Genomic DNA, 21,369 nt, shown 5'->3' on the forward strand with positions numbered 1-21,369 from the left:
AGAGCATGCCTGTCTCCATCGACATCGGTACGCGAAGCGGCGGCCTGACGATAGCCCCTGCGCCACGCGTATCTGCCAGATCATGTTATGGGGGCAGCGCACAGCCCTGTCCCTAGCATGGGCCCTCCATCACGCGAGGTCCTCCCGATGAACTCGACTGCCGCGACGCCACCGTCGACGTCCTGCGCAACGCCCCCTGCTTCCCAACAACAGTTGATCGCCTGCCATACGCCCGCTTGGATGGTCGCGGCGCCCGCCGACGTCCATTCACGCCTGCGCACCGCACAGCGCGCTGTGCCCGCCTGGTTCCAGGACTGCCGCTTGGCCCGCCCTGACGCCGCCCGCGCGCTTGCCAGTGCCTACGCCGTCAGCCGCGCGGCCGATGCCGCCGCCGAGAAGCGTCTGGAGGCGCTGCCGGACCTGCTGCAGTTCGCCAGAACATTGCTGGTCCCTGCGCTGAAGGCCCGCTTCGACCTGGTGCTGGATGTCGACCGCACTTACCTGTTCAACGCCAACAAGGCCGTCGCCTACCAGCAGGAGGTCAACGGCGACCCGATCCAGGGCGCCGCCCGGGCCTTCAAACTGGCGACCCAATCGCTGCTGCACTGCGCATTGCAGAACTTCGAGGCCGACGAAGCCTGCGAGGGCGGTCTCGATGCGGCGGGCCTCAGCGCGTTGGTGCTGGACAGCGACCGCTTCGAGTCGGTGATTCCCAGCGGCCAGGTGATCGACATCGCGCCCCACGCCTTCGCCGCCCTGTGCCGCGAACTCGACATCGGTGGGAACTACCTGAAGCAGGTCGAAGGCCTGTGCAACGACGGGTCGGCCACCGCCCTCTTCACCCAGGCCCAACGCGGCCAATGGCACCTGGAGGTGCACCGCGCCTACCTGAGTGGAATGCTCGAACACGGGCTGTTCGAAGCCCTGCTGGCCCTGGCCGACAGCGGCCAGGCGCAGTACCTCGACAGCCCGCTACGCTGTGCGCGCATGAGGCTGCTGGGCTTCGAGCTGACCGGCGCCGTGGTCATCGGCCTGGTCCCCAGCCCGGAACGCCTGCTGGTCTATGACCCGCTGCTACTGCCTTACAAAGGCCTGCTGCTGACCTATCTGCCGGGCGCGCCGTCGCCGCTTCAAGTCCACGCCAACAGCCAGCAGGCGCAGCGCTACCTGCGCGAACAACTGTCGATCATGGACCTGGGCGCCCTGTCGCGCGCGGTCGCCGCCGCCGACAGCGCCGCCTTCCTCACCCGGCTGCGCGACGTGCTGCAGCCCATCGACTGGACGACGGTCACGCCCGAGCCTGGGCACGGCGGGGCCAGCGCCCAGCGCAGACCCGATCCGAACGCCTGGATCAGCCTGACCCTCGCGCCCTTCACCCAGGCCTTCATCGATGAGCGCGTCAGCCAGTGGCAGCAGCGCCTCAGGCAGGATGCGCTGCTCCATGCCGTGCCCAGCGCCGAGGAAGACCGCAAGAGCGCCGCCCGCCGTCGCGCCTATTTCAGCCAATGGGCGAGCGATGCGCTGATGGTGGCCGCCTTCGTGGTACCGGGGCTGGATCAACTGATGCTGAGTCTGTCGATCGCCCAGCTCAGCTATGAAACCTACGAAGGCTTCGACAGCTGGGCCGACGGCGAGCGAGAGCAGGCGCAGGGTTACCTGATGGATGTGGTGGAAAACCTGGCACTGACCGCCGCACTCGGCGCCGCGGGCGCGGCGGCCGGCGCTCAGGCCCCTGTGCCCAGGCCAGCGTTCATCGAGGCGCTTCATCCCGTGGAATTGCCCAACGGCGAACAGCGCCTGTGGAAACCCGATCTGCAACCCTTCGCCCACGACATCACCCTGCCCACCAGCCTGCAACCCGATGCCCTGGGACTGCTGCACCATCAAGGCCGCACCTGGCTGACGCTGGAGGGCCAGACCTACGCGGTCGGGCACTCGCCGCAGACCGACCAGTACCACCTGCTGCCCGCACACCCGGCCATGAGCTACCGCCTGCCGCTGCGGCACAATCGCGCCGGCATCTGGCTGCATGCCTTGGACCGGCCCAGCGCCTGGCAAGGCCTGAAACTGTTCAGGCGCCTAGGCCCGCTGGGTGCCGCCGTGGGCGATGACCTGGCACTGCGCTTCGCCCAGTTCAGCGGCGTCGAAGACAGCGTGCTGCGGCGCACGCTCAGCCACCATGAGCGGCTTCCGGCCTTGCTGGAGGATGCCTTGCTGCGCGTCCAGCTCGATCAGGCCATTGCCCAGGACAGCGCCGGGCTGCCACTGGCGCAGCGCCGCAGCGAATTCCAGCGGCGTTATCGGCAGTTGCCCTGCACCGAGGCGCCCGGGGCGGCCGTCATCCAACGGGTCTATCCAAGCCTGCCCAACGCCGTGACTGCAGAACTGCTGGGCAACGCCACGGCCGATGAAGTCCAGCAGTTGATCGATGGCAAGGTGCCGCTGCGTGTGGGCGAAGAGATCCGTGTCTACCAACAGCAACTGCGCCTGAACCGTGCCTACGAGGGCCTGTATCTGGACGCGACACACAGCGCCGACAGCGACCGCCTGATCCTGCACACTGCCGCGCAATTGCCCGACTGGCCAGCCGGACTGGCGATAGACCTCCATGAAGGCGCCATCGATCCACAGCCCATCGACCGCGTTGGCCCTGGCGACAGCCTCCAGCGCCAACTCATCACCCGCTACCCGAATGGCTACACCGTTTCCAAACCCTACCCGGACAGCCCGACCCTGCACCTGCATGCCACGCTTCACGACGCCCTGCACGAAGCGCTCGGCAGTGGCACAGCCGTCGACGCCATCGCCTTGCGCGAGCAGATTCGCCACGCACCCGTGATGCCCCGTGACGCACTGCGCCGACACCTGGGTCTGCAGCGGCGCAGCTTCAGGTCGCCCATGCGCCTGGCCGATGGGCGCTTCGGCTATCCCCTGAGCCCCACCCCTCGCCCCTTGCTGCATGACATCGGCAACCTGGACGCGATCAACCGCCACTTGCGCCAGCTCGAGGGCCAAGGCTTTTCGCCGGCAATCGCCAACTGGATCCTCAGCAACCTGGCCGATGCGCCAATCACCCACGAAGCGATGACCCAGCGCATCGCACTGTTGCCATCGGCCTCGGCCGTCGAGCTGGACGGCAGCCTTACCGCCTGGCGCGCCTCGCCGGGCCAGATCGGCGATGCCATCACCCGTATCCACGCGCGCAATTCCATCGAAATGGCGATCTGGGGTCACTGGATCGAGCGCGCCATTCCCGAATCCAGTACGTCCCCCGACACCCTGACCCTGGAGCGCACCTTCATCGCCGAGTTTCCCCAGCAGTTGCCCGAGAGCTTCACCTCGGGGGTCAAACGCCTGCGCCTGAGCGACGTCTGGATCGCGCATGCGCTCGAGCAGGAGGCGCCGCAGGCGCAGATAGAAGGCCACCTGCACAACCTGTTCCAGCATTTCCCGACCCTGGAGGCCTTGGAAATCGAGCGCCCGTACGCCAGCGACGCGCCGCCCTCGGCGTTTCGCTACAGCCTCGGAGCGATCAGCGAACGCTTGGCCGGGCTCAGGGAGCTGCGGCTGGTCAATCAGAACATCGAACTGAACGTGCAGGCCATCGACCGCCTGGCCAGCCCCGAGGCCATGACCTACCTGGACCTGGGCGGCAATGTGCTGACCCCGCAAGCCGATGCCCAACTGTCGCCGTGGCGGCTGCAATACCTGGGTCTGGAGCGCATGGCGCTGACGCACTGGCCAGCCTGGCTGAATCTGGACGCCCTGGAGCGGATCGAAGCGGTGTCCTTGCTGCACAACGACCTGCACCAGGTTCCTGCGTTTCTGACCCTCAACGAGCAGAGCGATACCTTCCATACCATCGTGTCGCTGAGCGGCAATCCGTTGAGCGAGGCGCACCTGCGCAATCTCATGTTCAGCGAGGATGGCCTTGCGCGCCGGTTTCATTTCAATCTGGCAGCGCCTCTGCATCTGTTGCCGGAACTGCAGACGCTGTTCAACCAGCGCACTCAATTGCGCGAAGCGTTGTTCAACTGGGTGAGCAGCGCGTCGGTGCAGGGCGGCAGTACGCAGCAATACTGGCAGATTGCCAATGAGCTGAGCGGTTACTGGGAGGCGCGGGTGCGCGGCGTGCAGACGCCCTTGCACTTGATGGACCTGGCGCTGGAGCACTTCCCGCGCGGGCTGCCCAGCTTTTTCAACGAGCAGGTGGACCACTTGATTCTTGAGCGTCTGAACGGCACGGCGGCGCAACTGGACACGCTGCTCAGGCATTTCCCACGGCTCTCGACGCTGGCCCTGTACGAAAACATCCAATCCCTGCATCACGTGCCAACGGCCATCACCGAGCTGGCTTCGTTGGTCGAGCTCGAACTGGTGAACCAGGGCTTGACGATCGACAACGACGACCTGCAGGCGCTGCTGAGGCTACCTGCACTCGAATCGCTGGACCTTTCCGACAACAGCGTAAGCCCTGCGCTGAGCGGGCCTTTCCACGTTGCCAGGCGCCTGGAAAACCTGTCGCTGGGCAAGACCGGCATGACCGCTTGGGCAGACTGGCTGTTCGATGTGATGCCTCGGCAGATCCTGGACCTGGACGACAACCAGATCAGCCGCTTGCCGGATGCGGTGCTGGGCGTGGCCGCCGTCGACACCGGCAGGACGCGGGTGTCACTGGTGGGCAACCCGCTGGAGGCCGATATCGTGCAGCGACTGGATGACCCCGAAAGCCTGCACCTGTACCTGCCGCACGACTACCGACCTTGAGCGTCGGCCGCTGATCGGGGCGCTACGGCTACCGGCCGTAGCGCGCCTTGCCCCAGTCCAGCAGGGTTTCCAGCAGTTGCCGCAGCACGGCCTGGGTGGGCCGTGCTAGCTCTGCGCGGTACTCGAATGGCGCCACTTCGTTCATGTAGGTGCTCTGCGCCAGTTCCAGTTGCACGGCATGAATGTGCTGCGCCGGATCGCCATAGTGGCGGGTGATGTGCCCGCCCTTGAAGCGCCCGTTGAGCACATGGCTGTAGTTCGGCGCCTGGGCGCAGACCGCCTGCAAGCGCTCGGCCAACTGCGCATCGCAGCTTGCGCCGTTGAAGGTGCCGAGGTTGAAGTCCGGCAGCTTGCCGTCGAACAGGTGCGGGATGTGCGAGCGGATCGAGTGGGCGTCCCACAGCAGCGCATAGCCGAACTCGGCGCGCAGGCGTTCCAGCTCCTGACGCAGGGTGTCGTGGTAGGGGCGCCAGATCTGCGCCAGGTAGCTGGCGCGCGCTTCGGCCGACGGTGCCTGACCGTCCTTGAACAGCGGCTCGCCCTCGAACAGCGTGGCCGGATACAGACCCGTGGTGGCGCCGACGTACAACGGTTTGTCATCGTCGGGCCTGTTGAGGTCGATGACGAACCGCGAGTAGTGCGCCGCCACTACGCTGGCGCCCAGTTCGCCGACGAAATCGTAGAGCTGCGGAATGTGCCAGTCGGTGTCCGGCAGGCCACGTGCTGACTCTACCAAACCCGCCTGCACCGTCGGCGTCAGCGCGAGACCGGCATGGGGCATGCTGACCAACAACGGCAGGCGGCCTGCGTGAAAACTCAATACCTTGTCCATGACGCCTCTCAATGGGAAATTTCATGGCCCAGGCGCACCACACGCTTGGGCAGGTCGCCGCCGAGCCAGTAGGCCAGGTCGGCGGGACGGTCGATCTGCCAGGCGACGAAATCGGCCACCTTGCCGACCTCCAGCGTGCCGTGGCTGGCGCCAAGCCCCAGGGCGGTGGCGGCATGCACGGTCACCCCGGCCAGCGCCTCTTCCGGCGTCATACGGAACAGGGTGCAGCCCATGTTCAGCATCAAGCGCAGCGACAGCACCGGCGAGGTGCCGGGGTTGAGGTCGCTGGACAGGGCGATCTTCACGCCATGCCGACGCAGGGCGTCCAAGGGCGGCAACTGGGTCTCGCGCAGGAAATAGAACGCGCCCGGCAGCAGCACCGCCACGCTGCCGGCCTTGGCCATGGCGATGGCATCGTCTTCGGTCATGAACTCCAGGTGATCGGCCGACAGCGCCTGGTAGCGCGCCGCCAGGCTCGATCCATGCAGCGACGACAACTGCTCGGCATGCAGCTTCACCGGCAGGCCCAGTTCACGGGCCTTGATGAATACCCGTTCGACCTGGGCCGGGGAGAATGCCAGGTGCTCGCAGAACGCATCCACCGCATCGATCAGCCCTTCGCTGGCCAGAGCCGGCAGCATCTGCTCGCAGACCAGGTCGATGTAGGCGTCGGCGCGCCCAGCGTACTCCGGTGGCAGCGCGTGGGCGGCCAGGCAGGTGGCGCGCACGGTCACCGGCAGTTCCTCGCCGAGGCGGCGGGCCACGCGTAGCATCTTGCGTTCGTTGACCAGGTCCAGCCCGTAGCCGGACTTGATCTCCAGGGTGGTCACGCCATCGCGCAGCAACGCTTGCACGCGTTGGCGGGCGCTGGCCAGCAGGGCGTCCTCGCTGGCCGCACGGGTGGCGCGCACGGTGCTGGCGATGCCACCGCCGTTGGCGGCGATCTCGGCATAGCTGACGCCTTGCAGGCGCTGCTCGAATTCGCCGCTGCGGTTGCCGCCGAACACGGCGTGGGTGTGGCAATCGATCAAGCCGGGGGTGACCCAGGCACCGCCCAGGTCGACCACCCGCTCGGCCTCGACGCTGGGGACGTCCGCCTGCGCGCCGATCCATTCGATCAGCCCGGCATTGCTGACGATCGCTGCCTGCTCGATCGTCGAGTAGTTGCCCTGCGCCATGGTGGCGATATGGCAGTTCTGCCAGAGGGTTCTCATAGTGCGCTCCACACGTCAGCGGTGCAGCTCGGCCTGCTCCCGGGCGACCTGGCCGCCACCGGCGCGCGGTTTGCACCACAGCCGGTAGGACAGCACCAGGAACACCACCCAGACCACGCCCACCAGCAGCGCCGCCTGGGTGTCCGGGAAGTAGCCGAGCACACCGAAAATGAACAACATGAATACGATCGCCAGCGCCGGCCCCCAGGGCCAGAACGGCACCGGGAAGGCCAGCGCGGCGGTTTGCTCGCGGTCCAGGCGTCGGCGCATGGCCACCTGGGTCAGCAGGATCATCAACCACACCCACACCGTGGCGAAGGTGGCGATCGAGGCGATCAGCAGGAACACGTTCTCCGGGATCAGGTAATTGAGCAGCACGCCCAGCAGCAGCGCGGCGCCCATCACCAGCACCGTCAGCCACGGCACGCCGTGCCGCGACAACCGGGCGAAGCCGCGTGGTGCCTGGCCCTGCTCGGCCAGCCCGTACATCATGCGTCCGGCGCCGAAGATGTCGCTGTTGATCGCCGACACCGCTGCCGAAATCACCACCACGTTCAACACCGCCGCTGCCGAGCCGATGCCCAGGTGGCTGAAGATCTGCACGAACGGACTGCCCTGGGTGCCGATCTGCGGCCAGGGGTACAGGCACATCAGCACGAACAGGGTGAGCACGTAGAACAGCAGGATGCGCAGCGGCACCGCGTTGATCGCCTTGGGAATGACGCGTCGCGGGTCCTGCGCCTCGCCCGCCGTGATGCCGATGATCTCGATGCCGCCGAAGGCGAACATCACCACCGCAAAGGAGGCGATCAGCCCGGCGACGCCATTGGGCAGGAAACCGCCGTGGGCGAACAGGTTGCCAACCCCGAGTGCCGGGTCGCCGCCCGCCTGGCCCAGGCCGAAGGCCATGATGCCGAAGCCGGCGAGGATCATCGCGACGATGGCGCCGACCTTCAGCAGCGACAGCCAGAACTCCAGCTCACCGAACACCTTGACGTTGCACAGGTTCAGCGCGCCGATCAGGAACACGATGCCCAGCACCCAGATCCAGCGCGGCACCTCGGGAAACCAGAAGCCCATGTAGATGCCGAAGGCGGTGACGTCGGCGATGCAGACGATGATCATCTCGAAGGCGTAGGTCCAGCCCAGGACGAACCCGGCCAGCGGACCGAGATAGGTACTGGCGTATTGGCCAAATGAGCCGGCCACAGGATTGTGCACGGCCATTTCACCGAGCGCGCGCATGACCATGAAAACCGCCGCGCCACCGATCAGGTAGGCCAGCAGCACCGCCGGCCCGGCCATCTGGATCGCCGAGGCCGAGCCGTAGAACAGCCCGGTGCCGATGGCCGAACCGAGGGCCATGAAGCGGATGTGCCGGGCGGTCAGCGCGCGTTTGAGTCCTTGTGCCTGCTGCATGAGTCGTCCTTATCGTTGGGCTGCTGGAGAGGGCCTGGACAGCAATCACAGACTCGGCAGAACCCCCGCCGGCAACAAGCCGGTGAGACGCCCCTCGGCCAGCAGGTCCACCGCCACCTCGATGTCCGGTGCGAAGAAGCGGTCGCGGTCGTAGTGCGGGACTTCACGGCGCAGGGTGACACGCGCCTGCTCCAGCTTCGCCGAGGTTTTCAGCCCTTCGCGCAGGTCCAACCCCTGGCAGGCGCCCAGCCATTCGATGGCCAGCACCCCACGGGTGTTCTCGGCCATTTCCCACAGGCGCTTGCCCGCCGCCGGGGCCATGGAGACGTGGTCTTCCTGGTTGGCGGAGGTGGGCAGGCTGTCGACGCTGTGCGGGTGCGACAGGGCCTTGTTTTCGCTGGCCAGCGCGGCAGCGGTGACCTGGGCGATCATGAAGCCGGAGTTGACCCCGCCGTTCTCCACCAGGAAAGGCGGCAACTGCGACATGTGCTTGTCCATCATCAGCGAGATGCGCCGCTCGCTCAGCGCGCCGATCTCGGCGATGGCCAGGGCCAGGTTGTCGGCCGCCATGGCCACCGGCTCGGCGTGGAAGTTGCCGCCGGAAATCACTTCGTCCTCGGCGGCGAACACCAGCGGGTTGTCCGACACGGCGTTGGACTCGATGGCCAGCACCTCGGCGGCCTGGCGCATCTGCGTCAGGCAGGCGCCCATCACCTGCGGCTGGCAGCGCAGCGAATAGGGATCCTGGACCTTGCCGCAATGCTTGTGCGACTGCGACACCTCGGTGGAATCGCCCAGCAGGTCGCGGTAGCAGGCCGCCGCGTCGATCTGCCCACGCTGGCCGCGCACCGCATGCACGCGGGCATCGAACGGCGCACGCGAGCCCAGTGCCGCCTCCACGGTGAGCGCGCCGCAGGCGATGGCTGCGGCGAACAGGTCTTCGGCCTGGAACAGCCCGCGCAGGGCATAGGCGGTGGATGCCTGGGTGCCATTGAGCAGCGCCAGGCCTTCCTTGGCGGCCAACGTCAGCGGCTGCAGTCCCGCCACCGCCAGCGCCTCACGGGCGTCCAGCCACTGGCCTTGGTGGCGCGCCTTGCCTTCGCCCAGCAGCACCAGCGACATGTGCGCCAGCGGCGCCAGGTCGCCCGAGGCCCCGACCGAGCCCTTGAGCGGGATGTGCGGATAGACCTCGGCGTTGACCAAGGCGATCAGCGCGTCGATGACCTGCCGACGGATGCCGGAGAAGCCCCGCGCCAGGCTGTTGATCTTCAGCACCATGATCAGCCGCACCAGTGCATCGTCCAGCGGCGCACCGATACCGGCGGCGTGGGACAGCACCAGCGAGCGCTGCAGGTTTTCCAGGTCGTGGCTGGCGATGCGGGTCGAGGCCAGCAGGCCGAAGCCGGTGTTGATGCCATAGGCGGTGCGGTCCTCGGCGAGGATGCGCTCGACGCAGGCGACGCTGGCGTCGATGGCCTCGGCGGCGCCTGCATCCAGGCTCAGGCTCACCGGCGCCTGGTGAATGCGGCGCAGTTGGGCCAGGCTGAGCTGGCCGGGGGTCAGGGTCAAAGCGTCCATGTGATAGCTCCTTGTTATTGTGTTCAGTGCCGTGCCGCCAGCAGCGGCTGCGGCAGTCGAGGGTCTTTGAGCAGGCGCGCGGCGGTGGCGATGTCCGGCGCCAGCCAGCGGTCCTGGCAATAGGCTGGGACGCACGCGCGCAGTTGCCGCCACGCGGCCCCAGTGCCCGCGCCCAGGCGGTGGTCGGCGTGGAACTCGAAGGCCTGGGCCGCCAGCAGGTACTCGATGGCGAGGATCTGCGTGCAGTTCTCCAGTACCTGGTGCAGCTTCAGTGCGGCATTGGTGCCCAGGCTCAGGTGATCTTCCTGAAGCCCCGAGGTGACGAAGTTGTCCAGCACCGCCGGCTGCGCCAGTTGGCGGTTCTGAGCGCACAGCGAGGCGGCCACGTACTGGGCGATCATCATCCCGGAGTTGACGCCGGGCTCGCTGACCAGGAACGCCGGCAGGCCGCTGACCAGCGGGTTGACCAGCCGGTCCAGGCGCCGCTCGGCGATGGCGCCGATCTCGGCCATGGCGATCGCCAGCAGGTCGCTGGCCAGCGCCACCGACTGACCATGGGGGTTGGCCTGCGAGACCACGCGAAAGTCATCGGGGGTGCCGAGCAGCAGGGGGTTGTCGTTGGCGCCATTGAGCTCGGCCTCGACCTGGCGCACCGCGTGGGCCAGTTGATCGCGGGCCGCGCCGTGCACCTGGGGGATCGAACGAATGCTCAGGGCATCCTGGGTGCGGATGCCTTCGCTGGCGGCGATCACCTCGCTGCCGGCCAGCAGCGCGCGCAGGTGCTCGCCCACCACCTGCATCCCCGGATGCGGCTTGAGCGCGATGATCTCGGGATCGAACGCGGCGATCTGGCCGCGCAGCGCCTCGAAGCTCATGGCGCCGATCACGTCGGCCCAGTCCAGCAGGCGCTGGGCATCGTCCAGGGCCAGGCAGGCCAGACCGGTCATGCAGGGCGTGCCGTTGACCAGGCACAAACCGTCCTTGGCGCCCAGTTGCACGGGCGCAAGGCCCGCGTCGGCCAGGGCCTCGGCAGCCGCGACAATGCGCCCGCGATAGCTGACCTGCCCCACCCCCAGCAGGCACACCCCGACATGGGCCATGTGCGTGAGATACCCCACCGAGCCCTGGGATGGCACCTGCGGCGTGATGCCGTGTTCGAGCAGCGCCAGCAACGCCTCGACCACCGCCCGTTGCACGCCCGAATGGCCATGACTGTAGTTGACGATGGCCGCGCAGATGATCGCCCGGGTCTGTTCGTCCGGCAGCGCCGGGCCGACACCGCAGGCGTGGCTGAGCAGGGTGTTGCGCGACAGCGCGCTCAATTGCTCGCCAGCCAGCGACACGTTGCACAGCGCCCCCAGGCCGGTGTTGACGCCATAGGCGCGCTCGCCGCTGTCGACGATGCGGCGCACGATGGCCTGGGCATTGTCGATGCGTGCCCACACCGTCGGCGTCAATTCCAGGCGCGCAGCGCGTCGGGCCACGGCGGCGATGTGCTGCCAGCGCACCGGGCCGTCGCCGAGCAGCACCACTTCAGGGTTCGACATGGGGCTCCTCATACCGCGACGGCGCGGCGCTGGACGAAGCGGTCGACGTACTCGTCGGCCGGCGAGTGCAGGATTTCCTGCGGCGTGCCCACCTGGATCAGACGACCGTCCTTGAGGATGGCGATGCGGTTGCCGATGCGCACCGCCTCGTCCAGGTCGTGGGTGATGAACACGATGGTCTTGTGCAGGGTCTTCTGCAGCTCCAGCAGTTGGTCCTGCATCTCGGCACGGATCAGCGGGTCGAGGGCACTGAAGGCCTCGTCCATGAGGATGATGTCGGTGTCGGCCGCCAGTGCCCGGGCCAGGCCCACACGCTGGCGCATGCCGCCGGAGAGTTGGTGCGGGTACTTCTTCTCGTAGCCCTTCAGGCCCACGGTCTCGATCCACTGCAAGGCACGGGCCTGGCAGGTCGCCTTGCTTTCGCCGCGCACCTTCAGCCCGTAGGCGACGTTGTCCAGCACGTTGCGGTGCGGCAGCAGGCCGAAGCTCTGGAACACCATGCTGATCTTGCGCCGGCGGAAATCACGCAGGGCGTCCATGTCGTACTGCAGGATGTCCTGGCCATCGACCAGGATCTGCCCGCTGGTGGGATCGATCAGGCGGTTGAAGTGACGCACCAGGGTCGACTTGCCCGAGCCGGACAGGCCCATGATGACGAAGATCTCGCCGCTGCCGATCGACAGCGACAGGTCGTTGACCCCGACCACGCAGCCGGTCTGGCTCAGCACTTGCTCCTTGCTGCGCCCGTCGCGGATCAGTTGCAGCGCGTCGGCGGCACGCTCGCCGAAGATCTTGAAGACGTTCTTCACTTCGATCTTGCCGATCGGCTGGGCGCTCATGGGTTCACCTCGTGACGGGGCCGGCCATAGGCCTGGGTAATGCGGTCGATCACCACCGCGAGGATGACGATGGCCAGGCCCGCTTCCAGGCCGCGACCGACGTTGAGGGTCTGGATGCCCACCAGCACGTCTTCGCCCAGGCCTCGGGCGCCGATCATCGAGGCGATCACCACCATCGACAGGGCCATCATGGTGGTCTGGTTGATCCCGGCCATGATGCTCGGCAGCGCCAGCGGCAACTGCACGCCGAACAGCTGCTGCCAGCGGTTGGCGCCGAAGGCGTTGATCGCCTCCATCACTTCCCGGTCGACCTGGCGGATGCCCAGGTCGGTGAGGCGGATCAACGGTGGCGCGGCGTAGATGACGGTGGCGAAGATCGCCGGCACCTTGCCCAGGCCGAACAGCATCAGCACCGGAATCAGGTACACGAAGCTGGGCATGGTCTGCATGATGTCCAGCAGCGGCATCAGCACCGCCCGCAGGCGGTTGCTGCGCGCCGAGAGAATGCCCAGCGGGATGCCGATCAACACCGAGATCAACGTGGCCACCAGCATCAGTGCCAGGGTCTGCATGAGCTTGTCCCACAGCCCGACCGCACCGACCAGGAACAGCAGGCCGACGATCACCAGCGTGGGCAGCAGACGCCGGGTGGCGTGCCAGGCGAGCACGCCAACCAGCGCCAGCATCAGCCACCAGGGCGTGGCACGCAGCAGGCCTTCGAGGTTGACGATGGCCCACAGCAGGGTGTCGGAGATGTGCCGGAACACATCGCCGTAGTGGGTCACCAGCGCATCGACCCAGCCATTGACCCAGTCGGCGATGGAGAACGTGAGGTTGTCAGGAAACATAGGCTGCACTCATCAGGGTGAGGACGCTCACAGCGCCGCGTTGATCTTCTTGGCAGCGTCTTCGCTGACCCACGCCTGCCACACCTCAGGATGTTCCTTGAGGAAGATCTTCGCCAGTTTCGCCGACTCGATGCGCTCCTTGCTCATGCGGCCCAGGTTCTGGTTGAGCAGGTCGATGGGGATGTTGACCTTCTCCAGCACGCCGACCAATTCGGGGGCCTGGTCATGGAAGGCTTTCGACAGGCCGACCTTGATCGACACGGTCTTGTCCACGCCCGGTTTTTCCTCGAGCTTGACCAGGTCCACCTGGCCCATCAGCGGCGTGGGTGTCCAGTAGTAGAACAGGATCGGCTCGCCGCGCTTGTAGCTCGACAGCGCGGCAGCATCGAGCGCAGGCCCGGTGCCGGGGCGGAAGTTGGTGTAGGTGTCTTGCAGGCCGTAGTCCTTGAGCATCTGGGTGTTGTCCAGCTCGCAGGTCCAGCCGGCCGGGCAGTTGTAGAAGCGGCCCTTGCTCGGTTCCTCAGGGTCTTTGAACACGCTGGCGTACTTGCCCAGGTCGGCGACGCTCTTCAGGTCAGGCGCCTTGGCCTCGAGCTTGCGCTTGGCATCGCCCTCGATCACGTAGCGCGGCACGTACCAGCCCTCGACCGCCCCAACCACCGGGGCGCCGACGCCCACCACCTTGCCGGCCGCCTCGGCCTTCTTCCACACCTCGCTGCGTCCGACCCATTCTTCGGCGAACACCTGGATGTCGTTGCTGCCCAGGGCGTTCTCCATGGTGATGGAGTTGCCCGGCAGGCTGTCGGTCTTGCAGCCGTAGCCCTTTTCCAGCACGAACTGCATCAGGTCGGTCAGCAGCATGCCGCTTTCCCAGTTCAGCCCGGCGAATTTCACCGGTTTGCCGGACTCGCACCAGGTCGCGGCCTGCGTGGCACCGGCGGTGCCGAGCAGGCCAACGGCGAACAGCGAAGCAAGCAAGGTCTTGTTGGTTTTCATTGCGTGACGCTCCCAAACTTTAGAAGTGGAATTCGGCAGTCCTTGCAAAGAAGTGGGATGGCCTGGGCTGCATGGCGCGCCCAGGCCCTCCGATCAACCCGTGATCATCGGCAGGTTCAATCCCTGCTCTTTGGCGCATTCGACAGCGATTTCATACCCGGCATCGGCGTGGCGCATGACCCCGGTGGCGGGGTCGTTGGTCAACACCCGAGCGATACGCGCAGCGGCTTCGTCGGTGCCGTCGCACACGATCACCACACCCGAATGCTGGGAGAAGCCCATGCCCACGCCGCCGCCGTGGTGCAGCGAAACCCAGGTGGCGCCGCCTGCGGTGTTGAGCAGGGCGTTGAGCAGCGGCCAGTCGGACACGGCATCGGAGCCGTCCTGCATGGCTTCGGTCTCGCGGTTGGGGCTGGCCACGGAGCCGGAGTCCAGGTGATCGCGGCCGATCACCACCGGCGCCGACAGCTCGCCGCTGCGCACCATTTCGTTGAACGCCAGGCCCAACTTGGCGCGCTGGCCCAGGCCGACCCAGCAGATGCGCGCCGGCAGGCCCTGGAAGGCGATGCGCTCGCGGGCCATGTCCAGCCAGCGGTGCAGGTGCTCGTCGTCGGGGATCAGTTCCTTGACCTTGGCGTCGGTCTTGTAGATGTCCTGCGCGTCGCCGGACAGCGCCGCCCAGCGGAACGGACCGATGCCGCGGCAGAACAGCGGACGGATGTAGGCCGGCACGAAGCCTGGGAAGTCGAAGGCGTTGTTCACGCCCTCCTCCTGGGCCATCTGGCGGATGTTGTTGCCGTAGTCGAAGGTCGGCACGCCGGCCTTCTGGAAGTCGAGCATGGCCTGCACGTGCACGGCCATCGAGCGTTTGGCGGCCTTGACGGTGCCGGCGGGATCGCGCTTGGCCTGCTCGCGGTACTGCTCCCAGGTCCAGCCGCTGGGCAGGTAACCGTTGAGTGGGTCGTGGGCGCTGGTCTGGTCGGTGACCATGTCCGGGCGCACGCCACGCTTGACCAGTTCGGGGAGGATATCGGCAGCGTTGCCGTGCAAGGCGATGGAGATGGCCTTGCCTTCGGCGGTGTAGCGGGCGATGCGCGCCAGGGCGTCGTCCAGGTCGCTGGCCTGTTCGTCGACGTAGCGGGTGCGCAGGCGGAAGTCGATGCTGGTCTGCTGGCACTCGATGTTCAGCGAGCAGGCGCCAGCCAGGGTGGCGGCCAGCGGCTGGGCACCGCCCATGCCGCCCAGGCCGGCGGTGAGCACCCACTTGCCGGTGAGGTTGCCCTGATAGTGCTGGCGACCGGCCTCGACGAAGGTTTCATAGGTGCCTTGGACGATGCCTTGGCTGCCGATGTAGATCCAGCTGCCGGCGGTCATCTGGCCGTACATGGCCAGGCCCTTGGCGTCGAGTTCGTTGAAGTGTTCCCAGTTGGCCCAGTGCGGCACCAGGTTGGAGTTGGCGATCAATACCCGTGGTGCGTCGCGGTGGGTCTTGAACACGCCGACGGGTTTGCCGGACTGCACCAGGAGGGTTTCGTCGTCGTTCAGTGCCTTGAGGCTGGACACGATCTTGTCGTAGCACTCCCAGTTGCGCGCTGCGCGGCCGATACCGCCGTACACCACCAATTCCTTGGGGTTCTCGGCCACTTCGGGGTCGAGGTTGTTCATCAGCATGCGCAGGGGGGCTTCGGTCAGCCAGCTTTTGGCGTTCAGCTGGGTGCCACGGGGGGCACGGATCTCGACGTCACGGAAGGTGGTGGGCTTTTGGTCAGTCACGAACAATGCTCCTTGAGCGATCTGGGCGAACCCGATGAGAGTGGCGGGCCGGGGTGTCACTGTTGCGCTGGGGGACAGCCAGTCCACTGTGGCGCGCTTGGCTTTACTTGTACATACAAGCATATGCAATTGGATTGCCAAGTTTTTTGGGGGGGGTGGGTGGGGTGGCTGGGGGCCTTGTGGTTGGCGGGGTGATGATGGTTTTGGGGTGGGGTTGTCGGGTGGGGGGTGGTTGGGGGATTTGCGCTATTTCGGGGCGATTGGTAACAGTGTGGGCTGTTGGGGGGCGTTACGGGTAACTGGGGGCTCGGGGGTTTTTTGGGGGATTGTGGGCGGGGGATTGTGGATTTTTGTTGCAACTCTTTGATTTGTGGTGGGTTTTAGTCACCTTTTCGCCTTTACGGCGACCCCCTTTTTCTCTTGGGAAAAAGGGGGCAAAAACCGCTTGCTCCCGCATACGGCCCCTGCGCTACGCGCAGGGGTTCCCTCGCGCCGGCGTCGCTCCGGGAGGACCGCGCTTAGGGGCCGTCCTGGCCCCAAGCGCTTGACGGGCATCCATGCCCGTCACCTCCCTGCGCAACGCCTCTGCTCGGCCTCCTGAGGTCGCGATGGGCGGCGTTTGAACTACCGCGCACGAAGATCAAGATCAACGGCAACGGCAACGGCAACGGCAACGGCAACGGCAACGGCAACGGCAACGGCAACGGCGATTCGATCGCGCAGCGCACCAGCACATCTGCCCCACCGCCCCGCGTCTAAGCGCGCAATCGTGCAGACGCCGCCCATCGCGACTTCAGGAGGCCGAGCAGAGGTGGCTCGGAGGGGGTTGACGGGCATGGATGCCCGTCAAGCGCTTGGGGCCATGGATGGCCCCTAAGCGCGGTACCCCCGGAGTGCCACCGGCGCGAGGGAACCCCGCAGCGCAGCGAAGGGGCCGGATGCGGGAGCAAGCGGTTTTTGCCCCCCTTTTTTCCAAGAAAAAAAGGGGGTCGCCGTAAGGGCGAAAAGGTGAATCAGCCTCACCCAATCCACCGGATAAGCCCACCAAAAAAAGCAGCCCCCCAAAACCCAAACCCCAAACCCCCAACAGCCAATCACCCACCAACCCGAGTCAACTCAACAACACAACACCCCCCAGAAACCTCAACCCCCACCACCCCCTCACGACCACTCACCATCAAACAGTCATAACCCCCCAACAAAACCCCATCCCCATCAACCTCAACCCCCACCTCCCCGCCCCCGGCAAACACCACCACCGTCCCAGCATCACTAAAGAACCGCGCCCGCCCTTCAAACCACTGCAACCGAGCCCTATAAAGATCAGGCGCATAAATGAGGTTGAAATCCCGAATCCCCCCACCAGGCAACGTACAAGCCACCTCACTGTCCCCCTTGAAGGCAAAGGCATCGAACACCCGCAACAACCGGCTCCGCTGCCCATCCACCGTCAAGTACATACCATCACCCTGCAACACACTGATGATCCGCTGATACCCCGCAAACCGTGAAAAGCCCCCAGAAGACTCGATATCGGCAATCGACAACCGCCAGCCAAAGCCCTCGAGCCCCTCCCCCGCATCGCGGGCAATTTCTTCAGTGGAGCCACCCCCGTTCTTCCAGGGCATGCGCGGATAATCGCGGGCACGCAACACACGGACCTCGCTCATTTGCTGAACCGTCCTTCCAGGCGATGGCGCGAGCCAGGGTGAATCAGCCGCGCCGCGGTGACCGGCTGACGCCCCGACCACGTACGTCGACGAATGAGCAAGCAAGGTTCACCACGCTCGATCTGCAACAACTGGCATTCGTCCGGCTCCGCCAGGATCGCCTCGACCACATGCTCGCCCTCGGTCAAAGGCGCCACTTGCGACAAATAGGCGTAGGGCGTCTGCCGGGTGAAGTCCTGCTCCAGGTAACCCGGCGCGATGGCGGCGTTGACGTAGCGGTCTTCGATCTGCACCGGCACCTCGTTTTCGAAGTGCACGATCAGCGAATGAAACACCCGCTGGCCTTCGCGCATGTCCAGCGCCAGGGCGCGTTCGGAGCCGGCCGCTTCCTCGGCGAGGACGATCACCTGACAGCGGTGCCGATGGCCGCGACTGGCGATCTCATCGGCGATGTTGTTGACTTCGAACAGCGCCGAGCGGGTCTTGGGCTCGGCGACGAAGGTGCCGACACCCTGCATGCGCACCAGCAGCCCGTCGGCAGTGAGCTCGCGCAGGGCGCGGTTGATGGTCATGCGGCTGAAGCCCAACTGGCTGACCAGCTCGCTCTCCGACGGCACGCGGTGATGCGGCGGCCAACTGCCGGTTTCGATCTGCTGGACGATCATCTGCTTGACCCGGGCATACAGCGGCGCCGGCCCTTCGCCCATCTGGGCCACCAGCGCGGAGACGGAGGGTGTCGGCACGGTCGTGCATCCTTGTGCAAAGTGAGTGGCGGTAGCTTGCCGCAGTTTACCCGGCAGGCAAACGTCTGTATATGTATATACAAATAACCACAGGGTGACCGACCGATGTCCGCCTATTTCGCCGAACGTGCCCTGCTGCCTTCGGGCTGGGCCAGCAACGTGCGCCTGGAAGTCTGCGCCAACGGACAGATCCAACGCCTGGACTGCGACGCCAGTGCCGAAGGTGCCGAGCGCCTCGCCGGCCCGCTGCTGCCGGGCATGCCCAACCTGCATTCGCACGCCTTCCAGCGCGCCATGGCGGGCCTGGCCGAAGTGGTCGGCAACCCCAATGACAGCTTCTGGACCTGGCGCGACCTGATGTACCGCCTGGTCGGCCTGATCACCCCCGACCAGTTGCAGGTCATCGCCCGCCAGCTCTACATCGAGATGCTCAAGGCCGGCTACACCTCGGTGGCCGAGTTCCACTACGTGCACCATGACGCCGCCGGCCAGCCGTACGCCGACCCCACCGAGCTGTCACGCCAGGTCAGCGCTGCCGCCAGCGCCAGCGGTATCGGCCTCACCCTGCTGCCGGTGCTCTACAGCCATTCCGGCTTTGGCGGGCAGGCTCCGAACGACGGCCAGCGCCGCTTCATCAATTCCACCGAACAGTACCTGCGCCTGCAGCAGCAACTCGCGCCGCTCGTGGCCGCACACCCTGCGCAACACCTGGGGCTGTGCTTCCACTCGCTGCGCGCGGTCACCCCACGGCAGATCGCCGAGGTGCTGCAGGCCAGCGATGCCACCTGCCCGGTGCATATCCATATCGCCGAGCAACAGAAGGAAGTCGACGACTGCCTGAGCTGGAGCGGGCGCCGCCCTTTGCAGTGGCTGTATGAGCACGTGCCGGTGGATCAGCGCTGGTGCCTGGTCCACGCCACCCATGCCGAAGCCGACGAAGTCAGCGCCATGGCGCGCAGCGGCGCGGTGGCCGGGCTGTGCCTGACCACCGAGGCCAACTTGGGCGACGGCCTGTTTCCGGCCGTGGCGTTCCTTGCCCAGGGCGGACGCCTGGGCATCGGCTCGGACAGCCATGTCTCGCTCAGCGTGGTCGAGGAACTGCGCTGGCTGGAGTACGGCCAGCGCCTGCGCGACCAGCGCCGCAACCGCTTGTACCGCAGCGACCAGCCGATGGTCGGCCGCACGCTGTTCGACGCGGCCGTGGCCGGCGGCGCGCAGGCGCTGGGGCAAAACGTCGGCGAACTGGCGGTCGGCAAGCGCGCCGACTGGCTGGTGCTCGACGGTCAGGATCCGTACATCGCCACCTCGCAGGGCGACGCCGTGCTCAACCGCTGGCTGTTCGCCGGCAGCGACCGGCAGGTGCGCGACGTGATGGTCAATGGGCGGTGGGTGGTGAGACAGGGGCGCCATGCCCTGGAAGACGACAGTGCCCAGGCGTTCGCGCAGGTGTTGCGCGCATTACTGGGCTGAGTGAAGCGCGGCCACTTTAGTAGAGGGCCGCGCGATTCGCACCGATCAGTGCCGGGCGACGATCTGCTTGTCCGACACACGCCAGACCAGCCGGCTGGTGTCATAGCCCTGCTGGCGCGCCTTGGACAGCAAGTGCTCGCGCTGCCAGGCCGGCAGGCTCGGGGTCCGCGACAAGATCCACAGGTAGCGACGGTTCGGACTGCCGACGATTGCCGTCTGGTAGTGCTCGTCCACGTACAGAATCCAGTAATCGGCGCGGGTCAGACCCGGCACCAGGCGGCTGAACCAATTGTCGAACTCCACCCACAGCTTGTCGGTGTGCCCCGGCTCTTCAATGCCCGCATGGCCCTCGGCGCGCAGCCACTCGTCACCCTCGGTGCGGCAGCGATTGAGCACGCCCAGGCTGCCATCGGGCTTGAGGTTGTAATGGGCTTCGGACTGCGCGCAGTCCTGCTGGAAGCGCATCGGCAAGCGCGCCAGTTCGTACCATTTGCCCTGATAGCGCTTGAGGTCGACGTGGCCGGCGGTCTTGGGCGCCAGCGGATCCACCGACGAACTCGCACAGCCGCCCAGCGCCAGCGCCAAACCCAGCGCCAGCAGCACAGGCCAGCGCTTCATTTGAGGCCCTGCCCGGAGTACATCAGCACTTTGTCAGCGGCGTACTGGACGCTGATGAAGCTGCTCTCGTCGCCCCAGGTACAACTGCTCATACCCAGCGCACCGGAGCATTCCTTCGGCGTGCCGAGCAATTGCTCGACCTCGACCTTGGTCATGCCGGCCTTGAGCTTGGCGTAGTTTTCCTGGTTGATCTTGCTGCACGCGGTCAGCACGACCATCAACGACAGCAGGGCGATAGAACGCAACGACATGAAGGGCTCTCCTGGAGATGAATGCAACAGGCGAGACGGCCTGCAGAGCCCTTAGAAGCGAAAATGCCTCCCCGGTTCCCTGACAAGCCAGCTTTCGTATCAGACCGTTCGTCGGCACACGCCCACCACGACGCACCGCGTGTAAGCGCGGTGCGTCAAGGGCGATGCAAGGGGAAAACGGAGCCCGGAAGCGGGCCCCGTCAACTCAGAACCGGGAGCCCGGTTCGAGCAGGAAATCCATCTCTTCGCTGGTGCTGGGACGATCGAGCACCAGGTTGCGATGGGGGAAGCGACCGAAGCGCTCGATCACTCGCTGGTGCTGCTCGGCGTAGTCGAGGAAGCCTTCGAACAGACGACGGTTGGCCTCGGGCTGTTCGTCCAGCAGCGCGCGGTAGCGCTCCACGCTCAGGTTCTGCCAGTCCAGCACCTCGGCGTGCTCCAGCACCAGCAGCACGAACACCCGCTGGATCGGCAGCAACTGGTAATCCCAGCCCTTTTGCAGACCCTGCATGGCCACCACCTGCGCACGCCGGTCGCCCTCGAAGGCGCGCGGCGTGTCGCGGTAGATCATGCGCGGGAGCTGGTCGAGCAGCAGCAACAGCCCCAGCCAGCCTTGCGGGCTCTGCTGCCAGTCCTCGAGCCCACCGGCCAGGGCCTGCTCGACCTGATCGCCGAACAGCGCCTGGGCGTCGGCGTCATGGTGCTTGCCGAACCACAGCGTGCTCTTCTCGTCAGCCACGGCCTGGGCACTGCTGCCCCAACCGAACCACCACTCCAGCAACGGCTGCCAAGGTGCGAGCATGT

The 21,369-nt window shown here is 66.3% G+C and carries 16 protein-coding genes; 2 read left to right on the forward strand and 14 right to left on the reverse strand.

All coding sequences use genetic code 11. The features are described 5' to 3' along the window. Positions 1 to 147: 147 nt before the first annotated feature. Positions 148 to 4,767, forward strand: a complete 4,620-nt coding sequence (locus ACK2SD_RS22625; RefSeq protein ID WP_412460892.1) for a dermonecrotic toxin domain-containing protein — start codon at positions 148 to 150, stop codon at positions 4,765 to 4,767. A 28-nt stretch (positions 4,768 to 4,795) separates the two neighbouring features. On the opposite strand, the gene hutG is transcribed toward ACK2SD_RS22625, so the two are convergent. The 11 genes from hutG to hutC all read right to left on the reverse strand — a co-directional run bounded on the left by hutG (position 4,796) and on the right by hutC (position 18,190). Further along, positions 4,796 to 5,599: an N-formylglutamate deformylase gene (gene hutG, locus ACK2SD_RS22630; RefSeq protein WP_412460893.1), complete on the reverse strand. Its 804-nt coding sequence runs from the start codon at positions 5,597 to 5,599 to the stop codon at positions 4,796 to 4,798. Positions 5,600 to 5,607: 8 nt separating this feature from the next. Next, positions 5,608 to 6,813: an imidazolonepropionase gene (gene hutI / locus ACK2SD_RS22635; protein WP_412460894.1), complete on the reverse strand. Its 1,206-nt coding sequence runs from the start codon at positions 6,811 to 6,813 to the stop codon at positions 5,608 to 5,610. Positions 6,814 to 6,828: 15 nt separating this feature from the next. Then, positions 6,829 to 8,232, reverse strand: a complete 1,404-nt coding sequence (locus tag ACK2SD_RS22640) for an amino acid permease (protein ID WP_412460895.1) — start codon at positions 8,230 to 8,232, stop codon at positions 6,829 to 6,831. A gap of 45 nt (positions 8,233 to 8,277) precedes the next feature. Next, positions 8,278 to 9,810 (reverse strand): histidine ammonia-lyase, encoded by a 1,533-nt coding sequence (hutH, locus tag ACK2SD_RS22645; RefSeq protein WP_304484400.1) that lies wholly within the window; start codon positions 9,808 to 9,810, stop codon positions 8,278 to 8,280. Positions 9,811 to 9,833: 23 nt separating this feature from the next. After that, positions 9,834 to 11,357, reverse strand: a complete 1,524-nt coding sequence (locus ACK2SD_RS22650; RefSeq protein WP_412460896.1) for an HAL/PAL/TAL family ammonia-lyase — start codon at positions 11,355 to 11,357, stop codon at positions 9,834 to 9,836. 8 nt (positions 11,358 to 11,365) lie between these two features. Further along, positions 11,366 to 12,196 (reverse strand): quaternary amine ABC transporter ATP-binding protein, encoded by an 831-nt coding sequence (locus tag ACK2SD_RS22655; protein WP_295486565.1) that lies wholly within the window; start codon positions 12,194 to 12,196, stop codon positions 11,366 to 11,368. Beyond that, the gene (locus ACK2SD_RS22660) at positions 12,193 to 13,044 is read right to left on the reverse strand and encodes an ABC transporter permease (protein WP_029614635.1); all 852 of its coding nucleotides are present in this window, start codon (positions 13,042 to 13,044) and stop codon (positions 12,193 to 12,195) included. Before ACK2SD_RS22660 ends, ACK2SD_RS22655 begins: the two co-directional genes overlap by 4 nt. 27 nt (positions 13,045 to 13,071) lie before the next feature. After that, complete coding sequence (locus ACK2SD_RS22665; RefSeq protein ID WP_304484396.1) at positions 13,072 to 14,040, reverse strand: ABC transporter substrate-binding protein; 969 nt, start codon at positions 14,038 to 14,040, stop codon at positions 13,072 to 13,074. A 93-nt stretch (positions 14,041 to 14,133) separates the two neighbouring features. Beyond that, positions 14,134 to 15,813, reverse strand: a complete 1,680-nt coding sequence (gene hutU, locus ACK2SD_RS22670) for a urocanate hydratase (protein WP_412460897.1) — start codon at positions 15,811 to 15,813, stop codon at positions 14,134 to 14,136. A 1,094-nt stretch (positions 15,814 to 16,907) separates the two neighbouring features. Beyond that, on the reverse strand, positions 16,908 to 17,483 hold the full coding sequence (locus tag ACK2SD_RS22675; protein ID WP_412460898.1) for a HutD family protein: 576 nt from the start codon (positions 17,481 to 17,483) through the stop codon (positions 16,908 to 16,910). Continuing rightward, entirely contained in the window at positions 17,480 to 18,190 is a 711-nt protein-coding gene (gene hutC, locus ACK2SD_RS22680; protein ID WP_162889581.1) for a histidine utilization repressor, read from the reverse strand. Before hutC ends, ACK2SD_RS22675 begins: the two co-directional genes overlap by 4 nt. 141 nt (positions 18,191 to 18,331) lie before the next feature. On the opposite strand from hutC, the gene ACK2SD_RS22685 reads away from it, so the two are divergent. Further along, positions 18,332 to 19,696 carry a formimidoylglutamate deiminase gene (locus tag ACK2SD_RS22685; protein ID WP_342649926.1) on the forward strand — a complete coding sequence of 455 codons (1,365 nt, stop codon included), beginning with the start codon at positions 18,332 to 18,334 and terminating at the stop codon, positions 19,694 to 19,696. 45 nt (positions 19,697 to 19,741) lie between these two features. On the opposite strand, the gene ACK2SD_RS22690 is transcribed toward ACK2SD_RS22685, so the two are convergent. The 3 genes from ACK2SD_RS22690 to ACK2SD_RS22700 form a co-directional block, all read right to left on the reverse strand. Further along, entirely contained in the window at positions 19,742 to 20,314 is a 573-nt protein-coding gene (locus ACK2SD_RS22690) for a lipocalin family protein (protein WP_039582690.1), read from the reverse strand. Then, positions 20,311 to 20,565 carry an outer membrane protein assembly factor BamE gene (gene bamE, locus ACK2SD_RS22695; RefSeq protein WP_029614711.1) on the reverse strand — a complete coding sequence of 85 codons (255 nt, stop codon included), beginning with the start codon at positions 20,563 to 20,565 and terminating at the stop codon, positions 20,311 to 20,313. Before bamE ends, ACK2SD_RS22690 begins: the two co-directional genes overlap by 4 nt. 205 nt (positions 20,566 to 20,770) lie before the next feature. Further along, complete coding sequence (locus ACK2SD_RS22700) at positions 20,771 to 21,367, reverse strand: DUF924 family protein (protein WP_029614710.1); 597 nt, start codon at positions 21,365 to 21,367, stop codon at positions 20,771 to 20,773. Positions 21,368 to 21,369 lie beyond the last annotated feature (2 nt).

The sequence above is a fragment of the Pseudomonas sp. SC11 genome, from assembly GCF_047039205.1.
GTDB lineage: Bacteria > Pseudomonadota > Gammaproteobacteria > Pseudomonadales > Pseudomonadaceae > Aquipseudomonas > Aquipseudomonas boreofloridensis.